Annotated in this window: 14 protein-coding genes and 1 tRNA gene; 4 read left to right on the top strand and 11 right to left on the bottom strand. The window is 63.0% G+C overall.

Translation table 11 applies throughout. From position 1 onward, the window contains the following. Positions 1-151: 151 nt before the first annotated feature. The 6 genes from HPY64_03005 to HPY64_02980 all read right to left on the bottom strand — a co-directional run bounded on the left by HPY64_03005 (position 152) and on the right by HPY64_02980 (position 9113). On the bottom strand, positions 152-1957 hold the full coding sequence (locus HPY64_03005; protein NPV66098.1) for a cyclic nucleotide-binding domain-containing protein: 1806 nt from the start codon (positions 1955-1957) through the stop codon (positions 152-154). 260 nt (positions 1958-2217) lie between these two features. Continuing rightward, the gene (locus tag HPY64_03000) at positions 2218-2955 is read right to left on the bottom strand and encodes a zinc metallopeptidase (GenBank protein NPV66097.1); all 738 of its coding nucleotides are present in this window, start codon (positions 2953-2955) and stop codon (positions 2218-2220) included. A 211-nt stretch (positions 2956-3166) separates the two neighbouring features. Continuing rightward, positions 3167-4969, bottom strand: coding sequence for a threonine--tRNA ligase (locus HPY64_02995; GenBank protein ID NPV66096.1), 1803 nt, complete (start codon positions 4967-4969; stop codon positions 3167-3169). Positions 4970-5244: 275 nt separating this feature from the next. Next, positions 5245-5610 (bottom strand): hypothetical protein, encoded by a 366-nt coding sequence (locus HPY64_02990; protein ID NPV66095.1) that lies wholly within the window; start codon positions 5608-5610, stop codon positions 5245-5247. A gap of 450 nt (positions 5611-6060) precedes the next feature. Further along, the gene (locus HPY64_02985) at positions 6061-8496 is read right to left on the bottom strand and encodes a beta-lactamase family protein (GenBank protein ID NPV66094.1); all 2436 of its coding nucleotides are present in this window, start codon (positions 8494-8496) and stop codon (positions 6061-6063) included. Between the two features lie 20 nt (positions 8497-8516). Continuing rightward, complete coding sequence (locus HPY64_02980) at positions 8517-9113, bottom strand: helix-turn-helix domain-containing protein (protein NPV66093.1); 597 nt, start codon at positions 9111-9113, stop codon at positions 8517-8519. A 224-nt stretch (positions 9114-9337) separates the two neighbouring features. Here HPY64_02980 and HPY64_02975 point away from each other — a divergent pair, with 224 nt between their 5' ends. After that, a complete protein-coding gene (locus HPY64_02975; protein ID NPV66092.1) occupies positions 9338-10285 on the top strand; it encodes a glycosyltransferase family 2 protein in 948 nt (315 codons plus the stop codon). Positions 10286-10313: 28 nt separating this feature from the next. Beyond that, on the top strand, positions 10314-11078 hold the full coding sequence (locus HPY64_02970; GenBank protein NPV66091.1) for a glycosyltransferase family 2 protein: 765 nt from the start codon (positions 10314-10316) through the stop codon (positions 11076-11078). A 38-nt stretch (positions 11079-11116) separates the two neighbouring features. On the opposite strand, the gene HPY64_02965 is transcribed toward HPY64_02970, so the two are convergent. From HPY64_02965 to HPY64_02950, 4 genes are all read right to left on the bottom strand, one after another. After that, positions 11117-11896: a RibD family protein gene (locus HPY64_02965; protein ID NPV66090.1), complete on the bottom strand. Its 780-nt coding sequence runs from the start codon at positions 11894-11896 to the stop codon at positions 11117-11119. Positions 11897-12025: 129 nt separating this feature from the next. Further along, positions 12026-12421: a hypothetical protein gene (locus tag HPY64_02960; GenBank protein NPV66089.1), complete on the bottom strand. Its 396-nt coding sequence runs from the start codon at positions 12419-12421 to the stop codon at positions 12026-12028. Next, positions 12418-13659: a cation:proton antiporter gene (locus HPY64_02955; protein ID NPV66088.1), complete on the bottom strand. Its 1242-nt coding sequence runs from the start codon at positions 13657-13659 to the stop codon at positions 12418-12420. Before HPY64_02955 ends, HPY64_02960 begins: the two co-directional genes overlap by 4 nt. A 136-nt stretch (positions 13660-13795) precedes the next feature. After that, positions 13796-14893: a PHP domain-containing protein gene (locus HPY64_02950; protein NPV66087.1), complete on the bottom strand. Its 1098-nt coding sequence runs from the start codon at positions 14891-14893 to the stop codon at positions 13796-13798. A gap of 189 nt (positions 14894-15082) precedes the next feature. Between HPY64_02950 and HPY64_02945 the strand changes: the two genes are divergently transcribed. Further along, positions 15083-15166 (top strand) — tRNA-Leu (locus tag HPY64_02945). Positions 15167-15258: 92 nt separating this feature from the next. Beyond that, positions 15259-15699: a hypothetical protein gene (locus HPY64_02940; GenBank protein NPV66086.1), complete on the top strand. Its 441-nt coding sequence runs from the start codon at positions 15259-15261 to the stop codon at positions 15697-15699. A gap of 15 nt (positions 15700-15714) precedes the next feature. On the opposite strand, the gene HPY64_02935 is transcribed toward HPY64_02940, so the two are convergent. Next, entirely contained in the window at positions 15715-16806 is a 1092-nt protein-coding gene (locus HPY64_02935) for a serine/threonine protein kinase (GenBank protein NPV66085.1), read from the bottom strand. Positions 16807-17000: the final 194 nt, after the last annotated feature.

The following is a 17000-nucleotide window of genomic DNA, read 5'->3' as shown; positions in this document are numbered from 1 at the left end:
AGGTCACGGACTCTTCGGCGCACATATAACTGCTGCGCCCACCCCCGGTCACAGGCCGGAAGCGGCCACGATTATAGCGCGTCCCGGACGATTTTCTGAACAGGAGATTTTGAATCCGGTATACACGGCGGACGGCGTTGACGCCCCGACGTTATTCATCCTCGCTACGGTACGGCCCGCCCTTGAGTTGCCCTTTGTCGATGTACTGGTTCATCGGCTGGCTGTCGAAGTCTTCGGCGTGGGTGGCCTGGTGGTAGACGGCCAGCCAGCGGGCGATCTGCTCAGCCATGCGGTCTGATTCTTGCTGGGCATTCTTTGTGTCTTCCCGTCGCTGGCGGCGCAGGATGTCTTCCTGCAGGGTGTGGGGTTTGTAGATAAAGGGGATGATCGTCTCGCCGCCCATGCCATCGGTCGGGTTGCGGTCGTCGGCGGCGGTCTGGACGATCACCGTGCCGTAATTGAGCGCCTTCTGCCACACCCCCCGGATCGAGACGTTGACACCCTGGATGTTGCGGATCAGGATGGTGCTGCGCTCGTCGGCCAGCCACAGCGGACGGCGGTGGATACGCGTGACCGTCTGATCCTCAACGATGTACAGGTCGTTATGCCAGTCTTCGTAGCTGTACCATAGCCAGAAGCCTTCCGCTGTCATCAACAGCAGGAAGATCACGACGCGCACCAGCGGATGGACGGCATTCCAGGGCCACTCCCCGCTCCAGATCAGCGAGGCAGCAAAGGCTCCCAGCGTCAGCAGTAAAAAGAAGGCCGGGGTAAAGACGCTGTTCCACAGCACCAGCCAGTGGCGGCGGTAAACTACGCGGTGGCCTTCATCCATGCGAACACGGATGTCGAAGTAGTTGTTGATCTTGTCCATCCATTCCTGGATGCGCGTCCTCACTGGCCTGGGTGGGTTTGGCGTACCCGGCTGGGCGCCGGGCTGAGGGATAGTCTCCGCATAAGTGCGATTGAGGGTGGTGCGGCCCAGGAAGCGATCGATCTCGGCGCGGATTTTCTGCCGATCCTCGGCGGCGCTGTGGGAGTGCGCCCGCGCCAGCTCAGACTTGAGCACGGCAGCCATGTCCTCGGCGTTGTCGATGGTGTCAAAGACCAGGCTGCCGCCGGAGCCAGCAGTGTTCACAATCAGATCGCCAAAGCCCAGCCGCACGGCGAAATAGCCGCGCTGGACGGTTTCCACGCTCTGGATGCTGCGCAGCGGGGCCTGCTGGCGCGTCTCGTTTAGCGTGAGTAGCACGGCTTCCTCGTGGACGACGCGCTGGTTGGTGATCACGAACCAGTCGTTCTTCCAGTCGAAATAGGTGTAGATCACGTACAGCGCCGGGATCAGCAACGCCGGGACCAGGCCGAAGGGCGCCAGACTGCTGGGGAATGGTGGCGGCAACAGGGCGATCACCAGCGGCACCTGGAGCAGGATCACCAGCATGGGCAGGCTCCAGGCGGCCCGGCGGATGAACGCCCAGGGGTGGCGGTGCGTATAGCGCAGCACGATCTCGCCGCGTTGCAGCCAGGGAAAGTCCTGATCCTGCACCGCACCGCGCACATCGTCGCGGATGTTCAGGCGGGCTTTGATGGCCGGGTTGCGGCGGATGAACTCATCAAAGCGGGCGCGGGGCAGCACCAGTACCGTAGCGTCGCGCACAATGACCAGCGAATTGGGGCGCTCCTCGTGCAGAAAGAGCGATTTTTCCCCCACGAATTCACCCGGCTCGACATCCGCACCGCGCCGCTCGATGCCATCCGGCCCCACCCGCAGCAACCGCCCGCGCCCTTCTACAAACAGGTACAGGGCGAAGCTGAACTCCGCCTGGCGGTAAATGTACTCACCCGCCCGGTAATGCTCCTCGGAGAACAGCGGCTCGATCTGGGCGATCTCGTCTCTGGTCAGTTCCGAGAACAGGGGCAGGCGGCTGATGTGCTCGATCTTCTCTCTGCGATCCATAGCTGCCCAATGGCCAGCCAGCCGCTGGCCTAAACGCATGTTCCACGGATGATCTCATTGTACCCGTGCCTGCCTGCCAGGCCAACATCCCGGCAGGGTGGTAAGAGGCCAGGACAAGGGAAGGAAGACCGGGTGGCCGGAAAGCGCCGTACGGCCACCAGACTGTAGTGGCACAGTTGACCGGGACACCCACCGCCGAAAGCAAAACGCACCGCTCTGGGGCGGTGCGTGTGGTTGAATGCTGCTGAACCCTGGGATGCTCAGTCACGGCGCTGGGCCAGGCTGATGAAGTACAGCAGTTGCAGGATCGCAGTGACCGCGGCGGCTACATAGGTCAGCGCCGCCGCCGTCAGTACTTCCCGCGAACCCTGCTCATCCTGCGTGGTCAGCATCAGCCCGGAATCCCGCAGGAGCTGCAGGCCGCGCCGGCTGGCGTCAAATTCCACCGGCAGAGTCAGGATGGTGAAGCCTACCGCCACCGCGAAGAAGAATACGCCCAGCCAGAACAGGTCAAGCAGGTTGAACAGCAGGCCGAACAGAATCAGGCTGTAGGAGATCATCGGGCTGATCTGCACCGCCGGGATCAGGAAGTTGCGGGCCTGGATCAGAATCGAGTTCTCCTCATGCTGCTGGGCATGACCCAGTTCGTGGGCCACCACTGCCATCGCCACCACCGACGGCTGGTTGGCCGTCGAATCCGACAGGCGGACGGTGTGCGTGCGTGGATCGTAGTGGTCGGTCAGCTGGCCGCCGATGCGCTCCAGGCTGATACTGGAGACGCTCCGGCCTGTGTAGCGCAGCCGTGCGCTCCCGTAGGCGACATCGCCAACCGGTGTGCGGTCAATGATCACCTGGGCGACCTGCGCCCCGGTCAAGCCGGCGCCATTGCGGATGCGGCTCCATTTGCCATAGGCATTGCGGATCATCATCTGCGCTGCAAATGAGATCAGCATGCCCGGAATCAGCACCCACAGGAGATAGTTCGGATCGAAGAACATAGCCTTTGCTTTGCCCTCCCCTCTGCTTTACAGTAATCCTCCCTCCAGATCCTGATTCTAAGCACGTTCCGCCCGGCTTCAAGAGAATCCGGGCGGTTCTAATGGATTATCTATGTTCCCGCATTACCCCGCGACCTGGAGCAGGGTCATGAAGACGGGGGCAGCCCCCGACTGGCAGGCTGCCCCCGCGACCGTGCAGCAAGACCACGCCCTACGGCCATAACTCCAGCGCGCGCGATTTGACGATTTCGCCCAGCCGGGCGATGAACGCCTCCACCGGCATGGCCCCCAGGTCTTCCCCGCTGCGCAGGCGGACGCTGACCGCCTGCGCCTCCACATCGCGGTCGCCCACGACCAGCATATAGGGCACCTTTTGCCCCTGGGCGATGCGGATCTTGTTGCTCATGCGGTTGTTAGAGTCGTCTACCTCCGCCCGGAAGCCAGCAGCCTTGAGCCGCGCGGCGACCTGCTGAGCGTAAGGGACGTGCCGGTCAGCCACCGGGATCAGCGTCACCTGCACCGGCGAGAGCCAGGCCGGGAACGCCCCGGCGAAGTGCTCGATCAGGATGCCCATGAAGCGCTCCAGCGAGCCGAACGGCGCACGGTGGATCATCACCGGGCGGTGCGGTTCGCCGTCCGCGCCGATGTATTCCAGCTGGAAGCGCTCCGGCAGGTTGTAGTCCACCTGCACCGTGCCGAGCTGCCATTCCCGTTTGAGCACATCACGCACGATGAAGTCCAGCTTGGGGCCATAGAAAGCCGCCTCGCCAGCCTCGATCGTGTAGTCCAGACCCATATGCTGGCAGGCTTCGATGATTGCTGCCGTAGCCTTCTCCCAGCTTTCCGGTGCGCCGACGTATTTGTCCGATTCCGGGTCACGCGTGCCAACACGCACGCGGAAGTCGGCCATGCCCAGGGTACGGAAGACGCGCTGGATCAGGTCGGCTACGCCGATGAACTCGCTCAGGAGTTGCTCCGGCGTCACGAACAGATGGGCGTCATCCTGGGTGAAGCCACGCACGCGGGTCAGCCCGGAAAGCTCGCCGCTTTTCTCGTAGCGGTAGACCGTCCCGAATTCGGCCAGGCGCAGCGGCAGGTCACGGTAGGAGTGCATCTCACTCTTGTAGATCATGCAGTGGTGCGGGCAGTTCATCGGCTTGATCAGGAACTGCTCCTCGTCGACCTGGATCGGCGCGTACTGGCTATCGCTGTAGTACGGGTAGTGGCCGGAGGTACGGTACAGGTCCAGGTTGCCGATGTGCGGCGTCACCACCGGCAGGTAACCGGCCTCGCGCTGGGCCTCGCGCATGAAGTCGATCAACGCTTCGCGGACGAGCGCGCCTTTGGGCTTCCACAGGGGCAGGCCCTTGCCGACCAGCGGGTCGATCACGAACAGGTTGAGCTTCTGACCCAGCACGCGATGATCACGCTTCTTGGCTTCTTCCAGGAGGTTCAGGTACTCCTCCAACTCCTGGGCCGTCTCCCAGGCTGTGCCGTAGATGCGGGTGAGCATCGGGCGCTTTTCGTCGCCGCGCCAGTAAGCCCCGGCTGGCTCCCGGAAGGTGATGCTGACTGCGTCCGGGTTGATCTCGCTGGCGTTTTCCACGTGTGGCCCCCGGCAGAGGTCCTCAAACGTGTCATGCCGGTAGGTCGTGATGACCGCCGGGCCATCGATCGGGTTGCCGTCCTCGTCCATAGCGCCCTTTTCCAGCCCGTCGATCAGCTCCAGCTTGTAAACCTGGTTGGCAAAGAGACGGCGGGCTTCCTCTGCGCTGACGACCCGGCGCACAAAGGGATGTCCCTCGCGGATGATGGCGCGCATCCGCTGCTCGATCGCCGCCAGGTCTTCCTGCGTCAGCGGGCGGGGCAGGTCAAAGTCGTAGTAGAAACCGTCCTCGATAGGCGGGCCGATAGCGATCTGGGCCTCTGGGAAGCGTTCCAGGACAGCCTGGGCCATGATGTGCGCCGCCGAGTGACGGATGCGGTACAGTTTGCTTTCTTCGTAGCGTTGCATGGTACTCCTCGACTGTGATCAACGGGCCACTGCAGCCGCCAGACGGGCCTACCGCCCGGCGGCTAGTCTGCACAGTATGCAGCTGGCAAAGATAGAGGGGGATAAAGGCGGTCTGCACGGCGCCCTGCCTCCCCGGTTTGGCTGTTCACGTGGCCCCCGGCGCGGCAAGAACCCGTGCAGACGGTCCTTACCGGGGGCTAAGAGTGATGGTGGCGCTGGTATCATCATCAGTCATAGTTCTCGCTCCTCGGTTTGGTCTCCCCACACGTCCACGTCTACGCCTGACGCACAATGGCTGGCTGAGCGCCGATCACGGCGGCCATCGTCGGGTCGGAGACGAGGGCGAACATACTCTCAAAAACATCCAGGGCCAGCAGGTTGTCGATCACATCCTCGATGGTGTCGATATCCAGCCGGTCGACAATGATGTGCCGTGTTTCAATGGTGGCGTAGCGCACCTCGGGCGTGTTGCGCAGGCTGCGGCTGGCCTGCAGACCGTAGTCCATCTGCTCCTGCAGGTAGGGGATGGTCACAAAGCGGGCCATCCACAGGGATTGATCGTCCATCTCGGCCAGTACATCAACGCTGCCTGTGCGCATGCCTTCAGTGTCGTCCAACCAGACTCGCTTGACGGTATACATCGCTGCACTCTCTAACTATGACACTCAGGCGCGGCCTGGAAAAAGCGAAACCTCGCCCCTGGTATTGGGGCGAGGCCAACGATCAGACCACGCGGTTCCACCCAACTTCACGCTCCCTCTCTGTAGAGGGCGCGCCTTATGCGGCTGATAACGGGGCCAACCGGGCGATCTTCGCGGCGGGAAAAGCCGCCACTTGCGACCGCCGCTCACGGGGGGTGTTCACCAGCTGGAACCGCGGGCGCGCTCTCAGCGCAAACAGGAAGCGAACTTCCGGCGCGCGCCTTCTCTGGGCGGGCAGGCGGGCAAACATGTCCCGATCAACGCATTCAGTAATATGTATTTGCCAGCATAAGTCAAAGCCCGGGGGATGTCAAGGTTGTTTTTGACAGGGTGTTTTTGGCAGAGTGCTACAAGGGGGCGCGGCTTGCACCGCGCCCCCTCAGGAGGCTATTACCCGACCTGCTCGAAGACGTATTCCGTCACCCCGCCGCCAAGCTTGAGCGTGTAGCCGCTGCCCTCCACTGGTTCAAAGGTGAGCGGCGTCCCGGCCAGCGGCGCGTCCATCATCAGGAAGCTGTATTCACCCGCTTCCTGCTGCTCTGGATCGATGTACTGCCAGAGCGTTGTCTGGAACTCGCCGCAATCCAGAACCAACACACCGGCCTCATTGAGGCTGAGGGTGATCTCACCCAGCGCGGGGTTGGTGTATATGCCCGGCGCGATCGCCAGCGCCTCCGGCTCGGCGATCTCATGCACCTTGCTGAATGTCTCCTGGCGGCTGCGGCGCAGTTGCTCAAGAGCGAAGGTCAGCGATTCCTCCGCTTCCGGCGGCTGGTCGAAGATCAGTTCAAGGAAGTGAGCGCTCACCGCGCTATTCAGCAGTGAACCCTGCTGGTTGCTCAGGATGACGATCCCTACCCCGGCTTCTGGCAGGAAGAGGAATTCGGAGGTGAAGCCAATCGTGTTGCCGGCGTGACTGAGCACCGTCTGGCCCTTGTAGTGGCTGATGATCCAGCCCAGGCCGTAGCTGGACTCGGCATTGATGGCGATCTGCGGCTGCTGGGTATGGGCCAGATTCTCGGCGGAGACAATGCGCGTCCCGTCAGCGGTCACACCGCCGGCCATCTGCATGATCATGTAGCGGGCCATATCGCGGACGGTTGACCAGGCTGCCCCGGCGGGGGTGATCGGGATGAGGATGGCCTTTTCGATCGCCATGTCTGCCGGGACGGTTTCCAGGGCAAAGTTCAGGCTGTAGGGGGTGGCATAGTCATCGCTGGCCAACACTTCTTCAAAGGAGAAAGTTGTGCTGGCCATACCCAGCGGCTGGAAGATACGCTCTTCCATCAGACGCACGTAGTCATCGTACAGGCTGCCGTATTCCCCGCCGCCGGCCAGCGCCGCGATGTAGCCGCCCGCCGCGACCATCTGGTTGCTGTACTGGAAGGCTTCGCCGAAATCAGTGAAGAATTCAAAGTCAGCCAGCGTTTCGATCATCCGCTCAGCAGTCATTTCCGCTGAGTTGAAAAGGATCTCAAAGTCGCGGCGGGGCACGCCGGTGCAGGCACAGACCAGATTCTCCACGGTGATTCGCTCCGTCACCTCAGGGTCGGCCACCCGGAAGGACGGCAGCAATGCGGTGGCGGGTGTATCCCAGGTCATGCGCCCCTCGTCCACCATCTGGGCCATCAGCAGCGTGGTCATGGTCTTGGTGGTGGAGCCGATCAACATGCGCGTGTCGGGCGTGACCGGGTCGCCAGCCGGGTTGCGGACGCCGAAGCCGCCGGTATAGGCGATCTCGCCATCCTGCACGATCGCCACTGCCGCGCCGGGCGTCTCAAAGCGGGCCATGGCATCCTGGATGTAGGCTTCCAGTTCGCTCAGCAGGTCATCCGTCAACGGTAGCGGCTCCACGCCGGAGAGATCGACTTCTTCCAGGGCGGTGATCTTGAAGCCGCTATCGACGATCTGGATCTGCGCGGCGCGCTGCTGAGCGGCGGTCAGGTCAGCGTAGAAAATCAGGACATAGGTCAGGTCGCCGAGGGTGCGCGTTTCCACCTGGTAAATGAACTTCTCGTCGCGCTCCATTTTGTAGTTGAACAGGAAGAAGCGATCCAGGTTACCGGCGGGCAACTCGATGGTGTCTTTGACCTCGCGATCAAAGGTCGGGTCGACCACCTGCCAGGCGGCAGCCAGCGCTGTCTCAGGATCGGTCTCCGGCACAACCACGATCGAGACGGTGATCAGCTCCTCCGGTGCATACAGGTAAGCGTAGCCGGGGCGGTCTTCCGCTGCCCAGTTGGTCGGGATGGGGACGGTGAAGCGCCCTTCAGGGTCGGTGTAGATGGCCTGTTCTCCGGCTCCAGCGGCTGCGCTGCCCAGCGGAGCCAGCACCTCTACCGCTGGCAGGAAAACACTTTCGTACAGCGCGTCGAAATCCTCCTCCAGCGCCTGCAACAGCACCAGCTTGACGCCGGTCTCATCTTCGGCCAGTGCCATGGCGACTTTGATCGTCAGCCCGGAGACGCTGACGGATACGTCATAACGCGTCCAGGTGAAATGTTCGGTCTCCAGCGTTCCCACCGGTTCCGGCAGTTTGCTCAGGCCCAGGTTGGGCAGCAGGGCGGTGATCAGTTGCTCGGTAGTCATGTCCGGCGCGGCCTGCTGGATCAACGAGGTCAGGTCGCCCATGCCCGCCCCACGGGCGTAAACGCCCGGCGACGGCTCGCTCCAGCCCTCCGGCACGACGCCCTCAATCCCGAAATTCTCGCTGGTAAATGGTACCAGCGTAATTTCCCCCTCACCTTGAGCCAGCGCGGGCATGGCCAGCCCCAGCGCCAGCACGACAGCCAGCACTCCTCCCAGCCAGCGGTTGTTCGTCATCATGGGTTCCCTTCGTTTGTCTGCTATTCCTCAGTTAACGGTTGTTCCCGATCTTCGCCCGTCAACTGCTCAGCTGGTTTCAACGTCTCCGGCGCCATAACCGGGTGGCTGATCACGCTCAGCTTGCGCAGACGGCGGCCCGCACCGGGGCCGTTCGTCAGCAGTGGCGCCAGCGCCGCGTTGATCGCCCGCCCGACTGCGTCTATCTCCTCTGTTGTGGCGTAGATGAGCACCTCGGTGTACCCGGCACGATCTTCCAGTGGCCGGAAATCCCCCGCGCTCTGCACATAGTTGGCGAAGTCATGGATCAGCGCGGCAGTGTACAGCGTGAAGCTGCGCACGTGGTCATCCGCCGTCAGGCTGGCCAGGTCGGTCTCGCCAAGGTGCGGTGGACGAGCCAGGGCATACACCCGTTCCTCCAGGCTGCGCACCCGGTGTGTTTCTACCACGCGGATCAGGTCATGACGGTGCAGTAATTTGACGTGGCGGTAGATTGACGAAGCGGGCACATCTGGCAATGCCCCGGCGATCTGGTGGGTGGTTAGCGGCCCCAGCCCCAGTAGTTGCAGGATGCGCAGGCGAACAGGATGGATGATCAGCTCGATCAGCGGTTTGGTCATAGGCCTCTTTCTGGCGATATTATCAGATTTGATAATAAACGATCGCCGGTGGGGAGTCACCCCCAATTTTGAGGGGACAGGCCGGATGTCGGCAGCCTCATTCTGAGGCCCATACAGGTGGACGCCCGGCGCAGGGGGCGCTACACTCTGCGCCGTGTGGATAACCCGGCCAGGAAGCCATGCCCGATTCGGTTCAGCTTACCCCTCCTGAGAGCGAGCTGCCGCTGGTGTCAGTTATCGTCATCAACTGGAACGGCGCGCGCCATCTGCCCACCTGCCTGGACGCCCTGCGCGCCCAGACGTACCCACGCCTGGAGATCATCGTCGCCGATAACGCCAGCACCGACGGCTCACAGGCCCTGATCCGGGAGCATTACCCGGAAGTGCGGCTGGTCGCCCTGCCGGAGAATCGCGGCTTCACCGGCGGCAACAACGCCGGGATCGCCGCCAGCACGGGCGAGATCGTCATCCTGCTCAACAACGACACAGAAGTCGCGCCGACCTGGGTCGCCGCACTGGTGGATGCCTTTGCCCGCCATCCACAGGCTGGCACCGCCGCCAGCAAGATGCTACTTTTTGACCGGCGCGATACCTTCCACACCGCCGGGGACTACTACCGCGTGGATGGCCTGCCCGGCAACCGTGGCGTCTGGCAGAAAGACACAGGCCAGTACGACCGGGAGGAGTATGTCTTTGGCGCCTGTGGCGGGGCGCTGGCCATCCGCCGCCAGGTGCTGGAAACCATCGGCTTGCTGGATGACGACTTCTTCTTCAGTGCAGAGGATGTGGACTTTGCCTGGCGGGCGCAACTGGCCGGTTACCGCTGCATCTACGTGCCACGCGCGGTCGTCTACCACCAGCTGGCTGCTACCGGCGGCGACGTGACCGCCAGCTACTATAACGGGCGTAACTTCCTCTACATCCTGGCCAAGGATTATCCCGGCGATCTGTTCCGCCGCCACTGGCGGGCGGTGATCGGGCGGCAGGCGCAGATCGCCTGGGAGGCCCTACGTGCCTGGCGAGGGGCCGCTGCCCGCGCCCGGCTGCGTGGTATAATAGCCGGGCTGGTTAGGCTGCCCGGAATGCTGCGCAAGCGTCGCGCCGTCCAGGCGACCCGCCGCGTGTCGCTGGACTATCTTGAGTCGATTCTTACCCCTGTTGAGGGGAATTGAACCATCGGCGGCGTCGGGCTACCCGCCGATGTCACAGGGAGTCAAGTTGGTGGAAACCAAATCGGGGGTCAACCCCCGCCTGTCGATCGTGATCCCGGCCTACAACGAGGAGTTGCGCCTGCCCTCCAGCCTGCGGGAGATCGCTGCCTTCGTGGAGAGCCAGCCATACCCCATTGAAGTCATCATCGTGGACAACAACAGCACCGATCAGACGCACAGCATCGCTGAAGCTTTTGCCGCGGCCAACCCGTACATGCGTGTGCTCTTTGAGGGGCGGCAGGGCAAGGGCGCGGCCATCCGCACCGGAATGCTGGCTGCGCGCGGTGCGTACCGCTTCATTTGCGACGCCGATCTCTCCATGCCCATCACGCAGGTCACCCGTTTTCTGCCCCCACAGCTTGAAGGCTACGACATCGCCATTGGCTCGCGGGAAGCGCCGGGCGCTGTCCGCTATGACGAGCCGTGGTACCGCCACCTGATGGGCCGTATCTTCAACACCATCGTGCGCCTGTTCGCTGTGCCGGGCTTTCAGGATACGCAATGCGGCTTCAAGATGTTCACCGCCGCCGCCGCTGAGGAGCTATTCCCCCTGCAAACAATGGACGGCTGGAGTTTCGACGTAGAATTGCTGCACATCGCTCTGCGGCGGGGCCGTCGCATTGTTGAGGTGCCAATCGACTGGTACTACCGGGAAAACACGCGCATCCATCCCCTGCGCGACTCGATCGCCATGTTCCGGGAAGTATTCCGCATCCGCGCCAATGGGCGGCGGGGACTCTACGATCGGCGTTGAGCAGGCCGAAAAGCCACCCGTGCGGGGCGTGAACCTGGCTACACCCCGCCTGGGGTTTCTTCTACGGCGTAGCGCAGCCAGACTCGCCCGCCATCCCGCACCTCAGCGTTGAGCAGGCGCAGCCGGGTTGGCCATTCCCCCGCCTGCAGCGGCGGCGCATCAAACAGGGCGGGCGTTCCGACCCCGCCGATGATCGCCGGGCAGTATTCGATGTTGATCTCGTCTACCAGCCCGGCGCGGAGCAGCGCCCCGTTGAGCTTTCCACCGCCGGTGGAAAGCACGCACGCGACCCTTAGCTTCCCACCGAGCTTTTCCAGCGCCATCGCTAGGTCGACCTGCGGCCCCGACCCGGCTACCAGATAGGGGACTTCCTCCCGCTGCAGATAGGCCAGATATTCGGGCGGGGTGGCCCGGTGAACAATACTGAGTGCGTACCAGCCGGCCCAGGCCGGGCCGAAGGTCGCGCCGTCTTTGACTCCCCAGCGCACCCGCCCGCGCCCATCCACAGCGCAGAACCAGCCGCGATGTCCAACCCGCCCGATGATGGCCTGTGGCAGATAATCCTCGTACAGGGGCGCCGGATCGCTGTTGAAGGGCGGCAGTGATTCTGGCTCCGCGCCCTCTGGCAGGAACGATCCGCTGCCTTCCAGGATGGCCCCCGGCGCGTGGTGGGCGCGCAGCCAGTCTCCCACGCTGGAATTGCCGTCATCCACCGCCCGCCAGCGTTCATCGCCGCCCAGCAGCAGCACATCCGGGGCCAGCGTCAACCTGCCGTCGGCGGAGGCGATATTGTGCACCACCACGCGAGGTCTGGACATCCGGTTTCCTCCTGTACTGGCGTGGCACGCCTGATCTGACAGGGTGGAGGGTTACCGCTGCGGCGTGTCTTCCCCGGCATCATGATGTCTGCTCAACACGGTCGGCTGGGAATCTCCGCCGGGGATGCGCTATTGTTTCAGGCGCCTAGCCCGCGCCTTGGCCCGCGATGTGGTGAAGGTGTGGCTTGCCTCTACCGGGAGTTCAAACATGACCGCGCTGACGTTCTGTTTTTCCGCTTCAAAGCGGGCAAAGACCTGTTCTGTAGCCTGAAGCAGACTCTGCGCCTGAGCTTCGTCATCGACCACCGAGAAGATCGTGCGGTTATGCACCTCCTGGGTACGCAGGAGTTCGGCCAGGCTGGGCATCAGCGGCAGGTCATCGCGGCCACCAATAGACTCCCGGAGCGTATTCAGACCGGCGCTTTCCAGCATGGTAATGCCCGGCGCACCCGCGCTGTCCCAGGCTTCCATGATCTCCATGCACAGGTCCGGGTCAGTCAGAATCAAGAGGACCATCCGTTTCATGACACTTCTCCTGGGCTTACCTTCTGAGCAGCGACTTCGCTTGGTTTGTTCCGGGCGAACAGCAAGCGCAACAGCGGCGGCGTCAACAGTGTGGTCAGGATCACCACGCCAACAACCGCCGCGAAGACATCTGTGGAAACCAGCCCATTGCTCACCCCCACCGAGACGACGATCAAGCCCACTTCGCCGCGCGACATCATCCCGACGCCCAACTGGAGCGCCTCGCGGCTGGTCAGCCCGCCCAGCCGCCCGCCGAGACCCGCGCCGATGATCTTACTGAGGATGGCGACAACCGTCATGGCCAACATCAGCGCCATACTACCGCCGATCAGTTCACGGGCATTAGCGCTCAGGCCGATGTTGACAAAGAAGATCGGGACAAACAACCCGTAAGCCAGGGCCATCACGCCTGTCTCAATGCGTTCCTTCTGGGGGCTGCGGGCAAAGATCAAACCGGCCAGGAACGCGCCGCTGATGGCCGCCATGCCGCCCAGGGCTTCCGCTGCCCAGGCGTACAGCAGCATGGTTACAAAAGCGAAGGAGAGCAGACTCTGGCTGACCGGCAGGCGCTCCACGCGCCGGGCCAGTCGATCGGGTAACAGGTAAAACCCGACGACAGTCGCAATCACCAGATAGCCCACCATCTGCAGCAGGACGAGCGCTACCGCGCCAAGCCCTGCCGCGCCCGTATCGCCGATCAGCGCCAGGAAGATCGATAGCCCCAGCACGACCAGCACGTCATCAAATACCGCTGCGCCAAGCATACTGATGCCAACCCGGCTGCGCAACGCGCTCAGTTCCATCAGCGTCTGGGCGGAAATACTCACACTGGTGGCAGCCAGAATCAGGCCCAGAAAGATTGAAGATACCAGTGTCATGTCAAACAGCAGGCCGGTCAGCGTTCCCAGCAACACCGGCGTCACCACGCCCAGCGTCCCCGCCAGGGCGGAGACTTTGCCCGACTTGATCAAATCGGACAGGCGCAGGTCCAGCCCGGCGATGAACATCAGCAGCAGCACACCCAGTTCCGCCATTTCTGTGATGGTTTCGCCAACATGCGCTTCAGCTGTGAAGATGGGGAGGTGAAAGAAGTCCAACAGCGATGGCCCCAACAGGACGCCAACTAGCAATCCGCCGAGCACAGCAGGTTGCCCCAGCCGATAGCTGATATACCCGCCTGTTTTGGCCGCCAGGATGATCACCACCAGGGCCAGCGCAAGCTGCAGAAATGGCGACATAGGCACTCTCCATCCAGAAAAAGCGAGGGGGCACGCGCAAATAGCGACCATACGGACCGGACCAGCGGGCCGCTGCTATCTTCCGGTTCATCATACCATGAGTCAGCCAGCAGGCCGGAACAGGCCAGGGGGATTCTTACGTATTTCCAATACGATCTGCCGGGCCGGTCAAGGTGATCGGGTTGCTGAAGATCCAGCCACGCTCACGCCCCCGGTAGCGCTTCCAGGCTTCTGCCCGGTAGATGCCGGGCTGCGTCGGATGGTAGACCAGCTCCTGCCCCTTAGCTTCGGCGACGCTGACGCCGTCACGCAGCAGCTTCAGGCGGGCCGGGGCGGGCGCCGCGATCCGGAGCCGCTGGCCGCCTGCCAGCGGCGTTGTATCGCCCATGATCGCCGTAACGTTATCACCCAGCCAGGCTTCAAAACGGAAGCCACGCGGATTGCCGGGCAGGCCATACCCCACAAAAGCGTGCCCCTGCGCCAGCGCCCGATAGATCATCGGGCCGTCAGCCAGCGGATCACCGGAAAGAGGGGCATCCAGCAGCACGTGGGTGTTGACGCAGCGGAACAGAAACTCGTACGGGTAGATCACCTTGCGCAGCGGGCCGAAGCGGTAGACCCCCCCGTGCGCGTCAGCGTTGCCGATCGCCACCACTGGCCGCCCCTGCCGCAACAGATCGTCCCACAGCCGGAGCGTCTGCAGCGGCGGGCCAACCATCACCAGATCCGGAAAGAACAGGGCAAAAATACCGCGCACCGGATCAGGTAGCATCATTTTGACGGAGGACATGGTGTTCCACAGCTCGATCCCGGTGAAGCCAGTCACATCCAGATCGTCCCAACCGTATTCGCCTTCCCCGGCCCAGGGTACGGCCACCTCCACCGGATGGGCCAGGAAGGATATTCCGCCAGCCTCCCGTACAGCGTCCAGCAGGCGCTGGGGCGGCTGGCCCTGAGCGGCGGGCGCCATTTCTCTCCCGGCGCCATAGACCAGCAGGTGGTTGCGCTGCGGCTCGCGCAGCATATCGTGCACTTCTTCTCCTGTCAGCAGGAGCACCTGCCGCCCATCCGGGGTCCGGTACAGGCCCTCCAGCCCCTGCGCCCGGACGTTGTGATCGGTCACTACCAGGAAATCCAGCCCGGCCCGCGCAGCGGCAGCCGCAATCACCGCATGAGGCAGCGCTCCATCAGAATACACAGTATGCAGATGCAGATTGCCAACCACTTCGACCATCGTAGCCAGCCTTCCGCGTGACTCTTCGCCGGGGTTATGATAGCCGGCCTACGCCGAACGGCCAATGGCCGCGTGATTGACAGCTGGCTTCCTGGTCACCCTGTAGCGTGGCCAGCAGGTCTCACCTGCACCCGCATCGAAACAACTCTTGACATTCTTTGCCCCGGCGTCTAGAATCCTGGTCAGTAAGCCGAAGTGGCGGAATTGGCAGACGCGCTACGTTCAGGGCGTAGTTCCCATTAGGGAGTGTGGGTTCGAATCCCACCTTCGGCACAGCGAATACCCGCCCGCAGGCGGGTGTTTTTGTTGATGGCCCCACCTGCACTACGCTGGCAGAACCCCTCGCTTGCCGCTATGATAAGGGCATGAGCCGATCTCCCCGCGATCAAAACCGTAGCGCCAGCAAACCGCTTTCAGGGATGCAAATTCTCTTTGCCTCCATCCTGGCGATCGGCCTGTTGCTGGCGATCAACTTCAGCAGCCGTATTGCTGCCGGGCAACGTATCCAGCGCGACCGGCAGGCGCTGGAGATGGAGATCGCCACTTTGGAGGCGGAACAGGCAGCCCTGATCCAGGAGCGCGACTACGCCCGTAGCGACGAGTATGTGGTCTCCTGGGCGCGCTCCGAAGGCAAAATGGTTCAGCCGAATGAAGTGCTGGTGATCCCTGTCCCGGCGTCTAAGCCGCTGCCCACAGCTACGCCTACCCCGCTCCCGCCGGAGGCGCTGTTCCCGGAAGAGGAACCGATTGTCGAAAACTGGCGGCTTTGGTGGGCGCTGTTCTTCGACAGCGATCCCCCCTTCTGAGCGTAACGCCAGCCGTCACCCGCCGAGCTGGCTGATCACCAGTGCGCCCAGCGCCAGCACGATCAGCAGCGCCAAAACGACCCACACCCATATCCACCAGCGTACCTTATCCGGTTCTCCGGCTGCCGGGGGCATTTCAGGCACGCTGTCCGGCCTGGGGGCGGGCTGGGGCGGGGCAGATTTGACCTGGCGGAAGTGCTCCCGTACCTGCTGAATGTCCTGTCTGGTTAGCGAGATGGTCTCGTAGTCCAGGTTTTGCGCCGGCTCCTCAAGGGCGGCCACCATGTCCAGCGGCGAACTGAAACGATCCGCCGGGTTCTTGGCCATAGCCCGCAGAATAGCCGCCTCCACGCGGGGATCGAGATCGGGCACCAGTTCGCTGGGTGGGCGTGGATCGCGCTGCAGGTGCTGGAGCAGGATTTGCACCGGCGTGCTGCCGCGAAAAGGTACGTCGCCGGTGAGCATTTCATAGAGCAGAATGCCAAGCGAGTAGATATCAGCCTGGGGCGTAACTTCTGCCCCACTGGCCTGTTCCGGCGACATGTAGAGCGGCGCGCGCGGGCTAAACTCGGCGGTGGTCTGGGCGTCGCCGGTGGCCACGCGGAGCAAGCCAAAATCGACCACGACCGGCGTCTCTGGCCCGGCCAGCAGGATATTGCCGGGGCGGATGTCCTGGTGGGCCACCCCCCGGCTGTGGGCATAAGCGACTGCTTCAGCCACCTGGCGGAAGATCGTCAGTGCCCGCGCCTGTGGTAGACCGCTCCGGCGCTCGGAGAGCACGTCGAGCAGGGTCTTGCCCTCGATCAACTGGGAAGCGATGTAGTAATGCTGTTCCGCCTGGCCATAGTCATACACGCGGGCAATGCCGGGGTGATCCAGGGCAGCGCAGGCGGGCAGCGCCTGGAAAAAACGTTGCTGCAGGGCAGCCGCCTTATCCTCGTCGGTAGGCCGGAACGTCAGAATCTTGAGGGCAACAGCGGCGTTCAGGGCAGGGGAAAAAGCCCGGTAGACTTCGGTCAGGGTGCCCCTGCCGAGCAGACGCTGGATCTGGTAACCCTGCCAGACCTGCCCTGGCTCGAGAATAGTGGCCGCGCGCCTGAAAACCATTGTCGCTACCGTTCCGGTCGTCGTTCTGTCTCAAGCGAGCATATGCCGGGGCCGGTTTTTTGGCAAGCCAGCGCAGAAGCTCAGGGGCAGGCGCAGTCGATCGGTAGGCAGCCCTGGTTTTTCCCGCCCGGCTGGCAGGTCGATCGCTGACAATGGCTGCCAGCACAGGCAAGATTCGGAGTCACAGGGGGACT

The sequence above is a fragment of the Anaerolineae bacterium genome (assembly GCA_013178165.1).
GTDB lineage: Bacteria > Chloroflexota > Anaerolineae > Aggregatilineales > Ch27 > Ch27.
This window is presented reverse-complemented; position numbering and strand designations above follow the sequence as displayed.

Bases quoted from the DNA above. Each gene is read 5' to 3' on its own strand.
- HPY64_02970 (NPV66091.1), top strand. From the start codon at position 10,314: ATGTCACAGGGAGTCAAGTTGGTGGAAACCAAATCGGGGGTCAACCCC.
- HPY64_02960 (NPV66089.1), bottom strand. From the start codon at position 12,421: ATGAAACGGATGGTCCTCTTGATTCTGACTGACCCGGACCTGTGCATG.
- HPY64_02985 (NPV66094.1), bottom strand. From the start codon at position 8,496: ATGATGACGAACAACCGCTGGCTGGGAGGAGTGCTGGCTGTCGTGCTG.
- HPY64_02950 (NPV66087.1), bottom strand. From the start codon at position 14,893: ATGGTCGAAGTGGTTGGCAATCTGCATCTGCATACTGTGTATTCTGAT.
- HPY64_02990 (NPV66095.1), bottom strand. From the start codon at position 5,610: ATGTATACCGTCAAGCGAGTCTGGTTGGACGACACTGAAGGCATGCGC.
- HPY64_03005 (NPV66098.1), bottom strand. From the start codon at position 1,957: ATGGATCGCAGAGAGAAGATCGAGCACATCAGCCGCCTGCCCCTGTTC.
- HPY64_02955 (NPV66088.1), bottom strand. From the start codon at position 13,659: ATGTCGCCATTTCTGCAGCTTGCGCTGGCCCTGGTGGTGATCATCCTG.
- HPY64_02980 (NPV66093.1), bottom strand. From the start codon at position 9,113: ATGACCAAACCGCTGATCGAGCTGATCATCCATCCTGTTCGCCTGCGC.
- HPY64_02995 (NPV66096.1), bottom strand. From the start codon at position 4,969: ATGCAACGCTACGAAGAAAGCAAACTGTACCGCATCCGTCACTCGGCG.
- HPY64_02965 (NPV66090.1), bottom strand. From the start codon at position 11,896: ATGTCCAGACCTCGCGTGGTGGTGCACAATATCGCCTCCGCCGACGGC.
- HPY64_02940 (NPV66086.1), top strand. From the start codon at position 15,259: ATGAGCCGATCTCCCCGCGATCAAAACCGTAGCGCCAGCAAACCGCTT.
- HPY64_03000 (NPV66097.1), bottom strand. From the start codon at position 2,955: ATGTTCTTCGATCCGAACTATCTCCTGTGGGTGCTGATTCCGGGCATG.
- HPY64_02935 (NPV66085.1), bottom strand. From the start codon at position 16,806: ATGGTTTTCAGGCGCGCGGCCACTATTCTCGAGCCAGGGCAGGTCTGG.